This window comes from Bacillus sp. JJ722 (assembly GCF_036963345.1).
Classification (GTDB): domain Bacteria; phylum Bacillota; class Bacilli; order Bacillales; family DSM-1321; genus Bacillus_AD.
This window is the reverse complement of sequence record NZ_JBALMO010000013.1, coordinates 1-17,925: the sequence shown is the minus strand read 5'-3', so window position 1 is coordinate 17,925 and position 17,925 is coordinate 1. Positions and strand designations below refer to the sequence as shown.

Annotated in this window: 18 protein-coding genes; all 18 read left to right on the top strand. The window is 36.9% G+C overall.

Annotation, left to right across the window (positions count from 1 at the left end):
* Window positions 1–33: 33 nt before the first annotated feature.
* On the top strand, window positions 34–768 hold the full coding sequence (locus V7014_RS02255) for a vWA domain-containing protein (RefSeq protein ID WP_335503763.1): 735 nt from the start codon (window positions 34–36) through the stop codon (window positions 766–768).
* Window positions 737–1,702 (top strand): serine/threonine-protein kinase, encoded by a 966-nt coding sequence (locus tag V7014_RS02250; RefSeq protein ID WP_335503761.1) that lies wholly within the window; start codon window positions 737–739, stop codon window positions 1,700–1,702. The genes V7014_RS02255 and V7014_RS02250 overlap by 32 nt, the downstream gene beginning before the upstream one ends.
* Before the next feature lie 122 nt (window positions 1,703–1,824).
* Entirely contained in the window at window positions 1,825–3,198 is a 1,374-nt protein-coding gene (gene tilS / locus V7014_RS02245) for a tRNA lysidine(34) synthetase TilS (RefSeq protein WP_335503759.1), read from the top strand.
* Window positions 3,199–3,227: 29 nt separating this feature from the next.
* Window positions 3,228–3,773, top strand: coding sequence for a hypoxanthine phosphoribosyltransferase (hpt, locus tag V7014_RS02240; protein WP_335503757.1), 546 nt, complete (start codon window positions 3,228–3,230; stop codon window positions 3,771–3,773).
* 111 nt (window positions 3,774–3,884) lie between these two features.
* Window positions 3,885–5,927, top strand: coding sequence for an ATP-dependent zinc metalloprotease FtsH (gene ftsH, locus V7014_RS02235; RefSeq protein WP_335503754.1), 2,043 nt, complete (start codon window positions 3,885–3,887; stop codon window positions 5,925–5,927).
* Between the two features lie 223 nt (window positions 5,928–6,150).
* Window positions 6,151–6,936, top strand: coding sequence for a type III pantothenate kinase (locus V7014_RS02230; RefSeq protein WP_335503752.1), 786 nt, complete (start codon window positions 6,151–6,153; stop codon window positions 6,934–6,936).
* Between the two features lie 20 nt (window positions 6,937–6,956).
* Entirely contained in the window at window positions 6,957–7,835 is an 879-nt protein-coding gene (hslO, locus tag V7014_RS02225) for an Hsp33 family molecular chaperone HslO (protein WP_335503750.1), read from the top strand.
* Between the two features lie 200 nt (window positions 7,836–8,035).
* A complete protein-coding gene (locus V7014_RS02220) occupies window positions 8,036–8,731 on the top strand; it encodes a peptidyl-prolyl cis-trans isomerase (protein WP_335503748.1) in 696 nt (231 codons plus the stop codon).
* A 174-nt stretch (window positions 8,732–8,905) separates the two neighbouring features.
* Window positions 8,906–9,832 carry a cysteine synthase A gene (gene cysK / locus V7014_RS02215; protein ID WP_335503747.1) on the top strand — a complete coding sequence of 309 codons (927 nt, stop codon included), beginning with the start codon at window positions 8,906–8,908 and terminating at the stop codon, window positions 9,830–9,832.
* Between the two features lie 118 nt (window positions 9,833–9,950).
* Window positions 9,951–11,369 (top strand): aminodeoxychorismate synthase, component I, encoded by a 1,419-nt coding sequence (gene pabB, locus V7014_RS02210; protein ID WP_335503745.1) that lies wholly within the window; start codon window positions 9,951–9,953, stop codon window positions 11,367–11,369.
* Window positions 11,366–11,950, top strand: coding sequence for an aminodeoxychorismate/anthranilate synthase component II (pabA, locus tag V7014_RS02205; protein ID WP_335503744.1), 585 nt, complete (start codon window positions 11,366–11,368; stop codon window positions 11,948–11,950). The genes pabB and pabA overlap by 4 nt, the downstream gene beginning before the upstream one ends.
* A gap of 8 nt (window positions 11,951–11,958) precedes the next feature.
* On the top strand, window positions 11,959–12,825 hold the full coding sequence (gene pabC, locus V7014_RS02200; protein WP_335503742.1) for an aminodeoxychorismate lyase: 867 nt from the start codon (window positions 11,959–11,961) through the stop codon (window positions 12,823–12,825).
* A gap of 18 nt (window positions 12,826–12,843) precedes the next feature.
* On the top strand, window positions 12,844–13,686 hold the full coding sequence (gene folP / locus V7014_RS02195; RefSeq protein ID WP_335503739.1) for a dihydropteroate synthase: 843 nt from the start codon (window positions 12,844–12,846) through the stop codon (window positions 13,684–13,686).
* On the top strand, window positions 13,679–14,044 hold the full coding sequence (gene folB / locus V7014_RS02190) for a dihydroneopterin aldolase (protein ID WP_335503737.1): 366 nt from the start codon (window positions 13,679–13,681) through the stop codon (window positions 14,042–14,044). Before folP ends, folB begins: the two co-directional genes overlap by 8 nt.
* Window positions 14,044–14,571, top strand: a complete 528-nt coding sequence (gene folK, locus V7014_RS02185; RefSeq protein ID WP_335503735.1) for a 2-amino-4-hydroxy-6-hydroxymethyldihydropteridine diphosphokinase — start codon at window positions 14,044–14,046, stop codon at window positions 14,569–14,571. Before folB ends, folK begins: the two co-directional genes overlap by 1 nt.
* On the top strand, window positions 14,523–14,729 hold the full coding sequence (locus tag V7014_RS02180) for a helix-turn-helix domain-containing protein (RefSeq protein WP_335503732.1): 207 nt from the start codon (window positions 14,523–14,525) through the stop codon (window positions 14,727–14,729). Before folK ends, V7014_RS02180 begins: the two co-directional genes overlap by 49 nt.
* Before the next feature lie 66 nt (window positions 14,730–14,795).
* Window positions 14,796–15,794, top strand: coding sequence for a tRNA dihydrouridine synthase DusB (dusB, locus tag V7014_RS02175; protein ID WP_335503730.1), 999 nt, complete (start codon window positions 14,796–14,798; stop codon window positions 15,792–15,794).
* 202 nt (window positions 15,795–15,996) lie between these two features.
* A complete protein-coding gene (gene lysS, locus V7014_RS02170) occupies window positions 15,997–17,481 on the top strand; it encodes a lysine--tRNA ligase (RefSeq protein ID WP_335503727.1) in 1,485 nt (494 codons plus the stop codon).
* The last annotated feature ends 444 nt before the right edge of the window (window positions 17,482–17,925 follow it).

Here is a 17,925-nt window from a genome sequence, read left to right as displayed (position 1 = left end):
TGATACTAAATTTAGCCGGGAAGGGAGATTGCTATGCAAGTTAGTACATTGAAGCAAATTCTATTAATCACCGATGGTTGTTCAAATAAAGGTGAAGATCCCGCAGCTATGGCTGCATTTGCAAGAGAACAAGGAATCACAGTGAATGTGATAGGAGTAATGGAAAACGATACAATTGATGAGAGTGGTATACAGGAAATTGAAGCGATTGCGGCCGCTGGAGGAGGAGTTAGTCAGATTGTCTATGCACACGCACTATCACAAACGGTGCAAATGGTTACCCGTAAAGCAATGACAACGACTATTCAAGGGGTGGTAAATAAAGAACTAAAACAAATTTTAGGACGCTCTACTTCAATTGAGGACTTACCTCCAGATAAGCGTGGAGAAGTCATTGAAGTTGTTGACGAAATTAGTGAAACTTCCAATTTAGAAGTGTTGGTGCTTGTAGATACGAGTGCAAGTATGAAGCACAAAATCCCTACAGTAAAAGAATCTTTAATTGATTTATCCATCAGTTTAAATGCTCGAATTGGAAATAATAAATTCTCCGTATTTGTATTTCCCGGGAAAAAGAGCGATGTTTCTAAATTGCTTGATTGGACGCCAAAGCTTGATTCATTAACAAAAGTTTTCGATAAATTAACACCGCGAGGAATTACACCAACTGGTCCAGCTTTAAGTGAAGCTATTCGTTATTTTGGCAAAAGACGTACTTTAAGAGGTTTACTGTCTGATGATGAACAGTACTATGAAGAGTCGATGTAGTCTAGTTCCAGGGACGGTTATCACAGGGAAATGGCACAAACACAGCTATAAAATTGTGAAGCAATTAGGAGCTGGTGCCAATGGAATAGTCTATCTTGCCCAATACGATGGACAATCAGTGGCATTGAAAATCAGTGATAATTATGCCGCTATTGCCTCGGAAATGAATGTCTTGAAGTCCTTCTCCAAGGTCCAAGGGTCTTCCCTCGGACCTTATTTGTTCCACGGAGATGATTTAGTAAGAGGACAAGATACATTGACATTTTATGTTATGGAGTATATTGAAGGGCAGGAATTTTTACTGTTTGTGGAAACGAAAGGGAAACATTGGGTTGTGATTTTGTTACTTCAGTTGTTATCAAGCCTTGATCAATTACATAAGAGTGGATGGATTTTTGGTGATTTAAAACCTGAAAATTTAATTGTCACATTACCATCTTATCAAGTTAGATGTGTAGATGTTGGTGGAACAACAAATATTGGACGTTCAGTAAAGGAATTTACGGAGTTTTTTGATAGGGGTTATTGGGGAGCAGGTTCACGAAAAGCCGAACCTTCTTATGATTTGTTTTCAGTAGCGATGGTTTGGATCAACGCTTATTATCCGCACCGCTTTAATAAAAGCGTCAAGAGTTCCAATCAATTATTAGATGTTATTCGTAACACTAAAGAATTAGTGCCGTATAAAAAGGTTTTACAAAATGCGATATCGGGAAGTTATGTGAGTGCAGAGGAAATGCGAAATGACATATTAAGGATCGCTCAAATACAATCGCCACAAAGAAATAACAAAAGCCAAAGGGCTACAAGAAATCAGATGCGAGCACATCGCCCTAAAAAATCTAGAAAAAGTAGCATAGGGGAAACGATTTTTTTACTTGTTATTGTTTGTTGTTTATATGGACTATATTTGTACACACTAATAGTTGGGTAAAAACCATGATTTTTTTTGCTTTTCTTTTGGAAAAAGATATTTGATACAGTACAATAATAGATATAACTTTTTGTAGTAGTTCATAAAGGTAATAAATAGCTATGAGTAAGAGGGCGTTTTCAATGCTTGAAAAAAAAGCAATGTATGCAATTGATAAATATCATCTCATCGAGAGAGGTGATGCTCTATTAGTAGGGGTTTCAGGTGGACCTGATTCGTTGGCTCTGCTTCACTTTTTACATAGTATTCAAGAAAAGTACGAATTGAAGCTGATTGTTGCACACGTAGATCATATGTTCAGGGGGCAAGAATCATTTGAAGATTTTCTATTTGTGAAGCAAGTATGCGATGAGTTGCAACTGACCTTTGAAGGAGCAAGATTAGACGTACCGGAGTATATCGAAAAGACAGGTAAATCATCGCAAATAGCAGCTAGAGAAGTAAGATATCGATTCTTTGAAGAAGTGATGGAGAAGCATAATATACATAAGCTTGTGACGGGACATCATGGTGATGATCAAATTGAAACAATCCTTATGAGATTAACGAGGGGAGCTACTGGCGAAGCTAGAGCAGGAATTGCATATCGAAGAAAATTTGATGCATTTACTGTGATTCGTCCGTTCTTATGGTCAAGTAGAGCTGACATTGATGCATATTGTCAACATAACTGTTTAAAACCACGAATAGATTATAGCAATGAGAAACCGGTATATGCTCGTAATCGATTTCGATTAAATGTTCTGCCTTTTCTTCAGAAGGAGAATTCAAATACTCATGAGCATTTTCAACGATTTAGTGAAGAATTGCTAGAGGATGAAGCTTATTTACAATTACTCGCCAAAGAAAAGTTAGAATCTTTTTGGGTAAAAGATGAAAACTTCTCAAAGATTCAAATTAGCGCGTTTCTTGAGGTGTCTAAGCCTTTACAAAGAAGAGCTATTCAACTAATATTAAACTATCTTTATTTTGAAAGACACGAAGAATTATCCGCAGCTCATCTTGAAGCAGTTTTAAGGCTTATTCAAAATTCTCATTCATCCGGTGAAATCCATTTACCAGCAGGTTTAAAAGTCAAAAAGTCTTATGACTATTGTACATTTTTATTTGATGAAAAGGTGCAAGAACCTTATTCCTTTACTTTACATATCCCAGGAGACACATTACTTCCAAATGGTGGTAAAATACGAGCGTATTATATAGAAGGAAATGATGACGTAAGTAATAATACTTTCATTATTAATCCAGAAGAGGTAAGGTTACCTTTAACAGTCAGAACACGAAAAAATGGCGATCGTATAAGATTAAAAGGCTTAAATGGATCGAAAAAGGTTAAAGATATTTTTATCGACGAAAAAATACCTTTAACAGAAAGAGAATCGTGGCCCATTGTGGAGGATGAAAATCGAGATATTATTTGGATTCCTGGATTGAAAAAATCTAACAAAGAAGCGGTAGGGGTAAATAAGTCTTTCATTACATTAAAATACGTGTAGAATTCGTTCTTCTAGGAGGAAAGCAGTTAATGAGCTTGCACAATGAAATTGAAGAAGTATTAATTAGTGAAGAAGAAATACAAAAGAAGATTCTCGAGTTGGGAAATCAACTAGCGGAAGAGTATCGTGATAAATTTCCTTTGGCGATTGGTGTCTTAAAAGGCGCAATGCCATTTATGGCAGATTTATTTAAAAGAGTGGATGCTCATTTAGAAATGGACTTTATGGATGTTTCAAGCTATGGTAATTCAACAGTTTCTTCTGGTGAAGTGAAAATTGTAAAAGATTTAAATACTTCAGTAGAAGGAAGAGATATCTTAATTGTCGAAGATATTATTGATAGTGGTTTAACGCTAAGTTATTTAGTTGAGTTATTCCGTTATAGAAAAGCGAAAAGCATCAAAATCGTTACATTATTAGATAAACCTACTGGCAGAAAAGTGGACATTAAGGCTGACTATGTAGGATTTATTGTACCAGATGCATTCGTGGTTGGTTACGGACTAGATTTTGCGGAAAGATACCGCAACCTACCGTATATTGGTGTATTAAAGCCTGAAATTTACCAAAACTAAGCTAATAAAGCAGCTATAAAAGTACAGTCTATTTAAATGTTAATTTATTGTAATATTGTGTTTTACTATGGTAATATTTTATTTAGTTGTGACTGTGGGAGGAGGTAAGGAATGAATCGGATCTTCCGTAATACCATTTTTTATTTATTAATATTGTTGGTCATTATTGGTATTGTGAGCATTTTCACCAACAATAACGAAGCGAATAAAACATTCACTCAAGACCAATTTTTCAAGTACTTGGAGGATGGGGAAATCACTACTTTTACCTTACAGCCTGAGGCAGGCGTTTATGCTGTTCAAGGTCAATTGGAAGGATATAAGAAGGGTGAGTTTTTCTTAACCTACGTGGTCAACAGTGATAAAACAATGACTCAAATGTATGAGTTAGCTGATAAGAATAACACTGAAGTCAAAACGATTAAAGCTAAAGAAACAAGTGGTTGGGTTACATTCTTTACAAGCATAATTCCACTTGTGATCATGTTCATTCTGTTCTTCTTCTTATTAAACCAAGCTCAAGGCGGCGGTGGTCGTGTAATGAACTTCGGTAAAAGTAAAGCTAAGCTTTATAATGATGAGAAGAAAAAAGTCCGCTTCAACGATGTAGCAGGAGCGGATGAAGAGAAACAAGAACTAGTTGAAGTAGTAGAATTCTTGAAAGACCCTCGTAAGTTCTCAGAGGTTGGAGCACGCATTCCGAAAGGAGTTCTATTAGTTGGACCTCCTGGTACTGGTAAAACATTACTTGCTAGAGCTGTTGCAGGTGAAGCCGGCGTTCCGTTCTTCTCTATTTCAGGTTCGGACTTCGTTGAAATGTTTGTCGGTGTCGGTGCATCTCGTGTTCGTGACTTATTCGAGAACGCGAAGAAGAATGCTCCGTGTATCATCTTTATCGATGAAATTGATGCAGTAGGTCGTCAACGTGGTGCAGGTCTTGGTGGTGGACACGATGAGCGTGAACAAACACTTAACCAATTGCTAGTTGAGATGGATGGATTCGGTGTTAATGAAGGTATTATCATTATCGCTGCAACTAACCGTCCGGACATTCTTGACCCGGCATTATTACGTCCAGGACGTTTCGACCGTCAGATTACTGTAGGTCGTCCAGATGTTAAAGGTCGTGAAGCTGTACTTAAAGTACATGCTCGTAATAAGCCTTTTGATGAAAGTGTGGATCTGAAAGCAATCGCTCAAAGAACACCTGGATTCTCGGGTGCTGATTTAGAAAACTTATTAAATGAAGCGGCTTTAGTTGCTGCGCGTCAAAATAAAAAGAAAATCGATATGGCTGATATCGATGAAGCTACAGACCGTGTTATTGCTGGACCAGCTAAGAAGAACCGTGTTATTTCTAAGAAAGAACGTAACATTGTTGCTTTCCACGAAGCAGGTCATACAGTAATTGGCGTTGTTTTAGATGAGGCAGAAACAGTTCATAAGGTAACGATTGTTCCTCGTGGTCAAGCTGGTGGATATGCAGTTATGCTACCGAAAGAAGATCGTTTCTTCATGACAAAACCAGAATTACTAGATAAGATCGTCGGTTTACTCGGTGGTCGTGTAGCTGAAGAAATTGTGTTCGGTGAAGTAAGTACTGGTGCTCATAATGACTTCCAACGTGCGACAGGTATTGCTCGTAGTATGGTTACTGAATATGGTATGAGTGATAAACTTGGACCTCTTCAATTTGGTTCTGCTCAAGGTGGTCAAGTATTCTTAGGTCGCGATTTCAATAATGATCAAAATTACTCAGATGCGATTGCATACGATATTGATTTAGAAATTCAACGAATCATTAAAGAATCGTATGAGAGAGCGAAAGTGATTTTGACAGAAAATCGTGATAAGTTAGATCTTATTGCAAACACATTACTAGAAATTGAAACATTAGATGCTGATCAAATTAAGCATTTATGTGACCATGGTAAGTTACCAGAGCGTACGTACACAACGCTAAATGGTAAGCTTGAATCTTCTGGTGATGTAAAAGTTACAATCGGTAGTAAGAAAGAAGAAAACGAGTCAGTAGAAACTTCTTCTGAACAAACGAATACTCCTGAAATTAAGGAACAACGTGAGGATGAAGTTACGCCTCCAGTTCAAGAAGAACGTACTGAAGATCCTTCTTCAACTGATGAAAAAAAATAATGTATGAAAATGAGCGGTCCTATTAGTAGGGCCGCTTTTTTTAAAGATAAAAATACAGTTCAGCACCTTTCTTTTAAAACCAATGGCTAGGAGTTCGCAGAAAAAGTGACTGAGATTATGTTTGATGAATCGGCGTATTTCGACATTTCTGTTTAACGGTTTTATAGTAATTATGGTATGATGTGAAGGTGTGACAATGAATTTGGTAAAAGTGGTGAGAACAATGATATTTGTACTAGATGTAGGAAATACAAATACCGTATTAGGTGTATATGAGAAAGAAGAATTAAAACATCATTGGCGTATAGAAACTAGTCGCAATAAAACAGAAGATGAGTATGGAATGCTAATCAAACAGCTATTGAAACATGTCGATTTGACGTTTCATGATTTTGATGGAATCATTATTTCTTCAGTTGTTCCTCCAATCATGGCTGCTCTTGAACGTATGTGTAAGAAATATTTTAAATCTAGTCCTCTAATTGTTGGACCAGGAATTAAAACAGGTTTAAATATAAAATATGATAATCCTCGAGAAGTTGGGGCTGACCGCATTGTTAATGCAGTAGCAGCTATTCATCAATATGATGGTCCTTTAATTATTGTGGATTTTGGTACGGCTACAACGTATTGTTATGTGAATGAAAAGAAACAATATATGGGAGGAGCTATTGCACCTGGTATTGGTATTTCGACAGAAGCTCTTTATTCAAAGGCTGCAAAGTTACCACGAATTGAAATTGTAAAACCAGAAGGAATTGTCGGAAAGAGTACGGTTGCTGCAATGCAAGCTGGCATTTTGTATGGATATGTTGGACAGGTAGAAGGAATCGTATCAAGAATGAAAGCTGAAAGCAAAGTAGAGCCAACTGTTATCGCTACAGGTGGTTTGTCTTCGCTTATTGCTAGCGAGTCGAATATTATTGATATTGTTGATCCATTCCTGACTTTAACAGGCTTAAAGTTAATTTATCAACGCAACAAAGATCAAGTCAAAAAGTACGTCTAAGAATAGGGGCATTATAATATATGAAAGATTATTTAGTTAAAGCATTAGGTTTTGATGGACAAGTAAGAGCATACGCAGTATCTACAACTGAAACAATTGGGGAAGCACAGCGTCGTCATAATACGTGGCCAACTGCATCGGCAGCACTTGGGCGTACAATGACAGCCGGTGTAATGCTAGGTGCTATGCTAAAGGGTGAAGAAAAACTTACAATCAAAATCGAAGGTGGCGGACCAATTGGTACTATTCTAGTGGATAGTAATGCCAAGGGGGAAGTGCGAGGATATGTAACAAACCCACAAACGCATTTCGATTTAAATGAACATGGTAAGTTAGATGTTCGAAGAGCTGTTGGAACAGACGGTATGCTGAGCATCGTAAAGGATATAGGATTACGAGATTATTTTACTGGTCAAACACCGATTATTTCAGGGGAAATTGGTGATGACTTTACGTATTATTTAGTAACATCTGAACAGGTTCCATCATCAGTAGGTGTAGGTGTACTAGTAAATCCTGATAATTCAATTCAAGCTGCAGGTGGATTTATTCTTCAATTATTACCAGGAACAAGCGAAGAAACTATTGTTGCGATTGAAGAAAGATTGAAAACAATTCCGCCAATTTCTAAGCTTATTCAATCAGGTTTAACTCCAGAAGATATTCTAGAAGAGTTACTGGGTAAAGGAAATGTGAAAATTCTTGAGAAAATGCCAGTTTCTTTCGAGTGTCAATGCTCAAAAGAACGTATTGAAAATGCATTGATTAGTTTAGGTAAAGAAGAAATACGAAGCATTATTGAAGAAGAAGGCCAAGCTGAAGCAAATTGCCATTTTTGTAATGAAAAATATCATTTCTCAAAAGAGGAGCTAGAACAATTAGAAAAAGACGCGAACTAAAGTGGGATAAATTCCCCTTATCGAAGAAGCAGTTACTTACTATTATTGCAGCACTACTTGTAATAAATGTTGTAACCATTCTTTTTTCGACAGGCGTTTTTAGCTCTAATGATGTTTCTGAGGATGTAGCTACGGTTGGAAAAGTAACAATTAAGCGTCAACAATTAATAGATGAGCTTGAGCAGCGTTACGGTAATGAAGTGTTGAAGGATTTAATTGATGACGAGGTCATCAAGCAAACAGCCGAACGGTACAATATTACAGTTTCAGAAAAAGAGCTCAACCGAGAACTTCACTTTATTAATACACAGTATGGTTCTTATGATCAACAATATCTACAAAGTGGAAAAGAGTGGAAAGAGCAAATTAAAAATAAGATCTTACTTGAAAAGCTATTAGTTCATAATATAGAAATACCTGATGAAGAACTAGAGGCTGCGTATGAGCAAAATAAAGATTCTTATAAACTTCCAGCTGCTTATCATCTTTCGCATATTGTTGTAAAGAAGAAAAAAGAAGCGAAACAAATATACAAAGAATTACAAGATGGTGCCTCCTTTAAAGTGTTGGCGATGGAGAAATCACTTGATGAATTGTCAGCACAACAAAAAGGTGATATTGGTTATATTACCAAGAATCATAAAAGATATCCGAAGGCTTATAGAGAAAAGGCTGCTGATATGAAAGAGGGTACGTTTAGTAAACCTATCAAAATGGAAGATGGATATGCAATCATATATCTTCATGATCGTCTAAAGCGTAAAACATATTCCTATAAAGAAGTAAAGAGTATGTTAAAGCGTCAATTGGCATTAGAAGAGATGAATGGTTCCGTATCCGCCGAGAATCTATGGGCAGAATCAGATGTACAATGGCAGTATGATAAGAAAGAGTGAAAAGAGCTTAATATGTAAATTAAGCTCTTTTGGTTTTTTCTAATTAAAAAAGAGGTATAGAGAAAAAGAATGAGAATTTTACATATAATTAGGCGTGAATTGATTGACAAAAAATGTTTATGTATGTTAACTTAATAATACCAATACAAATACTCGGAATTAGGGGTGGATGAAATGAGTAAAATCGCAAATTCAGTAGCAGAATTAGTGGGTCAAACACCAATCGTTAAATTAAACCGTTTAGTAGATGAAAATAGTGCAGATGTTTATGTAAAGCTTGAATATATGAATCCAGGAAGTAGCGTGAAAGACCGTATTGCTTTAGCTATGATCGAAGCAGCAGAAGCGAGTGGTGAATTAAAGCCAGGTTCAACTCTGATTGAGCCTACAAGTGGTAATACTGGAATCGGTCTTGCTATGATTGCAGCGGCAAAAGGATATAAAGCAGTCTTGGTAATGCCTGAAACAATGAGTATTGAACGTAGAAATCTTTTACGTGCTTATGGAGCTGAACTTGTTTTAACTCCAGGTCCTGAGGGAATGGGTGGAGCGATTCGTAAAGCGGAAGAACTTGCAAAAGAACAAGGCTATTTTGTACCACAACAATTTAAAAATGAAGCAAATCCAGAAGTACACAGACAAACTACCGGAAAAGAAATCGTTGCTCAGTTCGGTGATGAGCAATTAGATGCTTTCATTTCTGGGGTAGGAACAGGTGGAACGATTACTGGAGCAGGTGAAGTGCTACGAGAAGCATATCCGAATATCAAAATTATCGCAGTGGAACCATCTGACTCTCCAGTTTTAGCAGGTGGAAAACCAGGTCCTCATAAAATCCAAGGAATTGGAGCAGGCTTCGTACCAGATATTTTAAATACACAAATTTATGATGAAATTATTCCTATACAAAATGAAGCAGCATTTGAATATGCTCGTCGTGCCGCGAAAGAAGAAGGTATTCTAGGTGGAATTTCATCGGGTGCTGCAATTTTAGCTGCTCTTCAAGTAGCGAAGCAATTAGGGAAAGGTAAGAAAGTATTAGCTATCCTTCCTAGTAACGGAGAACGCTACTTAAGTACGCCATTGTATAACTTTGAATAATGATTGTATAAAAGCATCCATTTCATGGGTGCTTTTTTTATTATGCAAATAATCTAGGGCATAGTACACTAAGAGAGTGAAAAAAGATTGAAGGTTTATATTAGGAGTGAATATGTAGATGCGACAAGTATTTAGTAGGAAAATTCCCTTCAAAAAAGAAGATTTTTTTAATGCGTATAAGGTTTTATCATATAAAAAGGACTATCATATTATTTTAGAAAGCGGTAGAGGGGGCAAATACTCCATTTGTGGGATTAATGCCACTGCGGTCATAGAAGGTTACCATGATCGATTAATTGTGCAACAGGAAGGCCAAGTTGAGAATTTCTTAGGCGATCCGCTTCTTAGTATGAAGCAATGGATGAAGCATAGAGAAGTAGAATATAGTGAAGATTTGCCTGATTTTCAAGGTGGAGCTATTGGGTTTATCAGTTATGATTATGCTCGATATATAGAGAGTTTACCTACATTAGCAAACGATGATTTAGAAACGCCTATTCTTTATTTTCTTGTCTTTAATGAAGTGGCTATGTTTGATCACGAAGAAGAAGTTCTTTGGTTTATGAAAATCGGAACGGAAGAAGAGTGCCACCATCGATTAGTGGAAATGGAACAAGAGTTTATTGGGGCACTTTCACATGAATGCTCATTAGAGTATGAAATATTGAATGAAGATGATGGAGACTTAGAGGTTTCCATGACAGATCAGGAATTTAAAGACGCTGTTGACAAGGTAAAAGCATATATCGCACAAGGTGATATCTTCCAAGTTAACCTTTCTGTTAGACAATCAAAACAGCTTGTGGCTCACCCATTCGAAATCTATTCTGCTCTTAGAGAGTTAAACCCATCTCCATATATGAGTTATTTGCAAACTCCTCATTTCCAAGTAGTGAGTGGTTCACCTGAATTACTTGTAAAGAAAAAAAGAAAAGCTGTAAGTACGAGACCAATAGCTGGAACACGATCACGTGGAAAAGATGTAATGGAAGATGAAAAGCTTGCGAATGAATTAATACAGAATGAAAAAGAACGAGCAGAACATGTAATGCTTGTTGACCTTGAGCGCAATGACCTTGGCCGAGTATGTGAATACGGTACTATAGAAGTAAATGAGTTCATGGTGATTGAGAAGTATTCACACGTGATGCATATTGTATCGAATGTTAGAGGGAGTTTGGCTGCATCTTCAGATGAATACGATTTAATTCGTGCTACATTCCCAGGTGGAACGATTACAGGTGCACCAAAAGTGAGAACAATGGAAATAATAGAAGAGTTAGAACCGGTAAGAAGAGGTGTTTATACGGGTTCGATTGGTTGGATAGGATTTAATGGCGATTTAGAATTGAACATCGTGATTCGTACGTTATTTGCTAAAGATGGCATGGCACATATTCAAGCGGGAGCTGGGATTGTTATTGATTCGCAACCAAAGCATGAATATAAAGAGAGTTTGAAAAAAGCTGCTGCTGTTTGGCGAGCGAAAGAAATAGCAGATGAGAAAGCATTAAGTAAAGGTGAAGAACAACTATGATACTAATGATTGATAATTATGATTCATTTACATTTAATTTAGTGCAATATTTAGGTGAGATGGGCCAAGAACTTATTGTAAAGCGAAATGATGAAATAACAATAGCTGAAATTGAAGAATTGCAGCCTAGCTTTATCATGATTTCTCCTGGGCCATGCAGCCCTAATGAAGCTGGTATTAGCTTACAAGTAATTGAGCATTTTGCAGGTGTGATACCAATCTTCGGTGTATGTCTTGGTCAACAAGCGATAGGACAAGCTTTTGGAGCGGATGTTGTGAGAGCGGAAAGATTGATGCACGGGAAAACATCGCCCGTATTTCATGATGGTAAAACGATCTTTCAAGGTATTCCAAATCCGTTTCAAGCGACACGCTATCATTCCTTAATTGTAAAAAAAGAGACGCTTCCTTCTTGCTTTGAAATTTCTGCTTGGACAGAAGAAGGAGAAATTATGGCTATTAGACATAAAGAATTGCCAATTGAGGGAGTTCAATTTCACCCTGAGTCTATTATGACTGAGTACGGGAAAGAACAACTGGAACAGTTTTTGCGTTATTATAGTAAAACAAACAGTAAATAGGTGATAAGATGATTATCTATCAAAATGGTTATTACTTGAATGAAGAGAAAGTAACGATATCTCCATTTGATCATGGTTTTTTATATGGAATGGGTTTATTTGAAACGCTGCGTATTTATGATGGACATCCTTTTCTTTTAGACGATCATTTAGAACGACTTCAACGTGGCTTGCAGGAAATGTTTATCGAGATGACTATCCTCAAAGAAGAAATGGTGGATATTCTTCAGCAACTTCTTATAAAAAATGGTTTAAAGCATGCACGCGTTCGCATAAATGTATCAGCTGGTGTTGGAGTCGTAGGTTTACCAAACCAACCCTATCGCAAGCCTAACATGTTGGTATTTATAAGTCCGCTACAAGAACCATCAGAATATGTGCAGGAAAAGTCAGCAGTGCTTTTGCAGGTGGTGCGAAATACACCAGAAACATCTGTTCGATTAAAATCACACCATTACGGTAATAATATTGCGGCAAAAATGGAGATGAAGAATCATCCTGAGGCAGAAGGAATCTTTTTTACGAAAGAGGGATATGTTTCAGAAGCGATTACATCAAATATTTTTTGGGTGAAGCAGGGTGTCTTGTATACCCCGGATATTAGTACAGGAATTCTACCAGGGATTACACGACAATTAATCATACGCATAGCGAAAAAAGAGGGCTTAAAGGTAGAAGAAGGATGCTATCTTATAGAAGATCTTTTGCAAGCAGATGAAGTGTTTCTTACGAATTCTATTCAGGAGATAGTAGCTGTGAACCAATTAGTAGATTATACCCGTTATAAAGGTACGGAAGGTTCAATTACTAATCTGTTATTTTCTAAATATAAAGGATATAGAACGCAGTTAGAGACAAGTCAAATAATATTATGAAATGCTAGGTGATTCAATATGCAACCAAACAACACAATTATTTCTTGTGGAACATATAAACTTGACTACAGTAAGAAGACGTTAATAATGGGGATTTTAAATGTTACACCAGATTCTTTTTCTGATGGTGGTCGATTTAATAATTTTGAAGCAGCGGTAGCTCAAGCGAAAAAGTTAGTGCAAGACGGAGCGGATATTATCGATATCGGTGGGGAATCTACTCGTCCGGGCCATGATCCTGTAACGGTAGAAGAAGAGCTAGAACGTGTTATCCCTATTATTAAAGCTATAGCAAGTGAAGTTCAAGTGCCAATTTCAATTGATACATATAAAGCGGAAGTTGCGAAGCAAGCCATACTAGCTGGGGCTCATATTATTAACGATATATGGGGTGGCAAAGCAGATGATCGTATGGCAAGTGTGGCGGCGGAACTAGAGGTACCTTTCATAATCATGCACAATCGCCATGGTCAAGAATACGATAGTTTCGCTCGTGATGCTTTCTATGATATTTATGAAAGTATTACTTTAGCGAAGCAAGCTGGTGTGAAGGACGAGAATATTATTCTTGATCCAGGTATTGGCTTTGCAAAAGATTTACAGCAAAATGTAGAAATGATGCGTAATTTGGATACACTTGTAGGATTAGGGTATCCAGTATTGCTCGCTACATCAAGAAAATCTATGATCGGTGCTATTTTGGACTTGCCAGCTAATGAACGATTAGAAGGTACAGGTGCTACTGTTTGTTATGGCATTCAAAAAGGCTGCCAAATGATGCGTGTACATGATGTGAGAGAAATCTCTCGCATGGCTAAAATGATGGATGCATTAGTTGGGAAGGGGCAATACAATGGATAAAATCTACGTAAATGAAATGGAGTTTTATGGCTATCATGGTGTGTTTCCAGAAGAAACAAAATTAGGCCAACGTTTTAAGGTAGATTTAATGGTGGAAACTGACCTTTCTAAGGCTGGGAAAAGTGATGAATTAACTTATTCTGTTCATTATGGTGAACTTTTCAATGCTTGTAAGATGATTGTGGAAGGAAGACCGTATAAACTATTAGAAGCTGTGGCTGAAAAAATTGCATCAACTATACTAGAACAATTTCCTTTAGTACAAACTTGTACAGTGAAGGTTATTAAGCCAGATCCTCCAATACCAGGGCATTATAAATCGGTGGCTATCGAAATAATGAGGAGTCGAAAATTATAATGACATCTATTGCTTATTTATCCCTCGGTTCAAATTTAGACGATCGACTATTGTACTTGCATGATGCTGTGCGCCTTCTTCATGATAATGAACATATTGAAGTTATGGATGTTTCATCTCTTTATGAAACAGATCCTGTCGGTTATACAGATCAAGGAAATTTCTTGAATATAGTTGTTAAATTAAAAACGACGTATACTGCGGAACAATTGCTTTCTGTAAGCCAAAGTATTGAGAATCAACTTGGTAGAAAAAGGATAATTCGTTGGGGTCCGCGAACAGTAGACCTTGACATTTTGCTATTTAATCATGAAAATATTGAAACAGATGGCCTTTCTGTTCCACATCCTCGTATGCACGAGCGTGCTTTTGTCATCATTCCATTAGTGGAAGTAGAACCTAACATCCAGCTCCCAACAACAGGTCAATTTTTAAATGAAGTACTAGAACGTATGCCTGATAAAGAAGGAGTTCGATTATGGAAGCGGAAAAATGGGGAAGACGTATTCGAGCATTTAGAAAGTTAAAAGGATATACACAGGAGGGCTTTGCTAAAGAGCTATTGGTATCTGTATCATATCTTGGCGAGATAGAGCGCGGAAATAGAATGCCGACTGATCAATTCGTAACCGAAGTAGCAGATGTGTTAGGAATTTCGGTAGAAGAATTGCAACCTGTCGATTAAAAAATCAATATGTAGCTCAGGGACTGAGAACTTCATTCGCACAGATTAACAAAGGAGGACATATTGATGTTAAAAATAGGCGATATTGAAATGAAGAATCGCGTTGTTCTTGCCCCAATGGCTGGGGTTTGTAATTCTGCATTTCGCCTAACTGTTAAAGAATTTGGCGCAGGACTTGTTTGTGCTGAAATGGTAAGCGATAAGGGAATTGTAAATAAAAACGAAAGAACAATGAATATGCTTTTTATAGATGAGAGAGAAAAGCCGTTAAGTTTACAAATATTTGGTGGAGAAAAATCATCATTAGTAGAAGCGGCACGATTCGTTGATAAGAATACGAATGCAGACATCATTGATATTAATATGGGATGTCCGGTACCGAAGATTACAAAGGTAGATGCTGGAGCAAAGTGGCTGTTAGATCCTAATAAAATATATGAAATGGTAGCTGCGGTTGCAGATGCTGTAGATAAGCCAGTTACGGTGAAAATGCGTATGGGCTGGGATGAAGAACATGTGTACGCAGTTGAAAATGCTCAAGCGGTAGAGCGAGCAGGAGGAAAAGCAGTTTCACTACATGGTAGAACTCGTTACCAAATGTATGAAGGAAAATCTAATTGGGATATTATTCGCCAAGTGAAGGAAGCAACGAATATTCCAATCATCGGTAATGGTGACGTGGTTACACCGCAAGACGCGAAGAAGATGTTAGATGAAACAGGCTGTGATGGTGTTATGATTGGTCGTGCTGCGCTAGGGAACCCTTGGATGATTTACCGCACAGTGAAATATTTAGAAACAGGTGAGCTAGTTGAAGAACCAACAGCACGTGAGAAAATTGACGTATGCTTACTTCATTTAGATCGTTTGATTGATTTGAAGAATGAAAATGTAGCAGTACGTGAAATGAGAAAGCATGCAGCCTGGTATTTAAAAGGTATTCGTGGTAATGCTAAAGCAAGAGATGGTATTAATGAGTGCACAACAAGAGCTGAAATGGCTGACTTGTTAAATGGGTTAGTAGAGGAAACAGAAAGAAAGGCAGCTTCTATTAAAGTTGTATGATTTCTATGGTTATATCCTATGATATCCACTAAACTGCCAGTTGTTTCTGGCAGTTTTTTTGAATATAAATGAGACAATTACGCGACCTTCCATGGAAAAAAGGTGTTTTCCTATGGTTCTTTGTGTACAATGGAAAATAGACGTTACAGTTCGTTTATCGGACTAAATATATATAAGACAAGAGAAATTGGAGTGAACTATCATGAGTCATGAAGAATTAAATGACCAATTGCAAGTAAGACGTGACAAAATGCAAGCGTTACGTGATGCAGGAAAAGATCCATTTGGTAAAAGATTTGATCGTACTCACCTTTCACAAGAAATTCTTGATACATATGGTGAATACTCTAAAGAAGAACTAGAAGAGAAGAATATTGAAGTTATAATCGCTGGACGTATTATGACGAAACGTGGTAAAGGGAAAGCTGGTTTTGCTCATATTCAAGATCTTGATGGCCAAATTCAAATTTACGTTCGTAAAGACGCAATTGGTGAGGAAAGCTATGAAGACTTCAAACATGCCGATTTAGGAGATATCGTTGGGGTTGCTGGGACGATCTTCAAAACACAAGTAGGTGAACTATCTATTAAAGTAAAAGAGTTCACATTCTTAACAAAAGCATTACGTCCGCTTCCTGATAAATTCCATGGTTTGAAAGATGTAGAGGAACGTTACCGTAAACGTTATGTAGATTTAATTACAAATGAAGAGAGCAGACAGACGTTTATTCTTAGAAGTAAAATCATTCAAGCTATGCGTCGTTACTTAGATTCAAAAGGCTATTTAGAAGTAGAAACGCCGATGATGCATACAATCGCTGGTGGTGCTTCTGCTCGACCATTCGTAACACACCATAATGCATTAGATATGGAATTATTCATGCGTATTGCAATTGAACTACACTTAAAGCGCCTAATTGTAGGTGGTTTAGAGAAAGTGTATGAAATTGGCCGTGTATTCCGTAACGAAGGTGTTTCAACAAGACATAATCCTGAGTTTACGATGATCGAATTATATGAAGCTTATGCAGATTATAACGACATTATGGAATTAACTGAAAATCTGATTGCTCACATTGCTCAAGAAGTTCATGGAAGCATGGTTATTCAGTACGGTGAAGAGAAGATTGATTTAACACCTAAGTGGACAAGACTTCACATGGTAGACGCTGTTAAGCAATATACTGGGGTAGACTTCTGGAAAGAAATGACGAAGGAAGAAGCTCAAAGTTTAGCAAAAGAACACAATATCGAAATTACTGAACATATGGAGTTTGGACATATTGTGAATGAATTCTTTGAACAAGTTGTTGAAGAAAAACTTATTCAGCCAACATTCATTTATGGTCACCCAGTAGAAATCTCTCCATTAGCGAAGAAAAATGATGAAGATCCACGCTTTACGGATCGTTTCGAGCTATTTATCGTTAGTCGCGAGCATGCGAATGCCTTCACTGAATTAAATGATCCAATTGATCAACGTCAACGTTTTGAAGCACAAATGAAAGAAAAAGAACAAGGTAATGATGAGGCTCATGAAATGGATGAAGATTTCATCGAAGCATTAGAGTATGGCTTACCACCAACAGGCGGATTAGGAATTGGGGTCGATCGTCTAGTTATGCTATTAACGAATTCACCATCAATTCGAGATGTGCTGTTATTCCCATACATGCGTCATCGTTAATTTGTACATTGAAAGAGACAGTTTAAGAGCTGTCTCTTTTGTATGTTAAAAACAAGTAAGATTGAACCTACATCTTTGTATAAATGTGGATAGTGTTAATGAATGTATCATTAAAGTAATTGAAAAGAATAATAATGTTTTTGTAGTAAAACATTTGTGTAGTGATTCTATAAAAAAAATACTAGTTTCTTCGAGAAAACTATTGCTTTGTCTAATGTGCAATGGTATATTTATATTCGTTGTTAACGAGCAATCATACTGCTAGAGTAAACAGAAAGAAAAAGTTAAAAAAGTAGTTGACGATCGATTAACAAAATGATATATTAATAAAGTTGCTTCTGACAGCAACGAAAATAATATTAAAAAAAGTTATTGACAACAAATAACTCAAATGATATTATATAAAAGTTACTTCGGTAACAAAGTGTTCTTTGAAAACTAAAC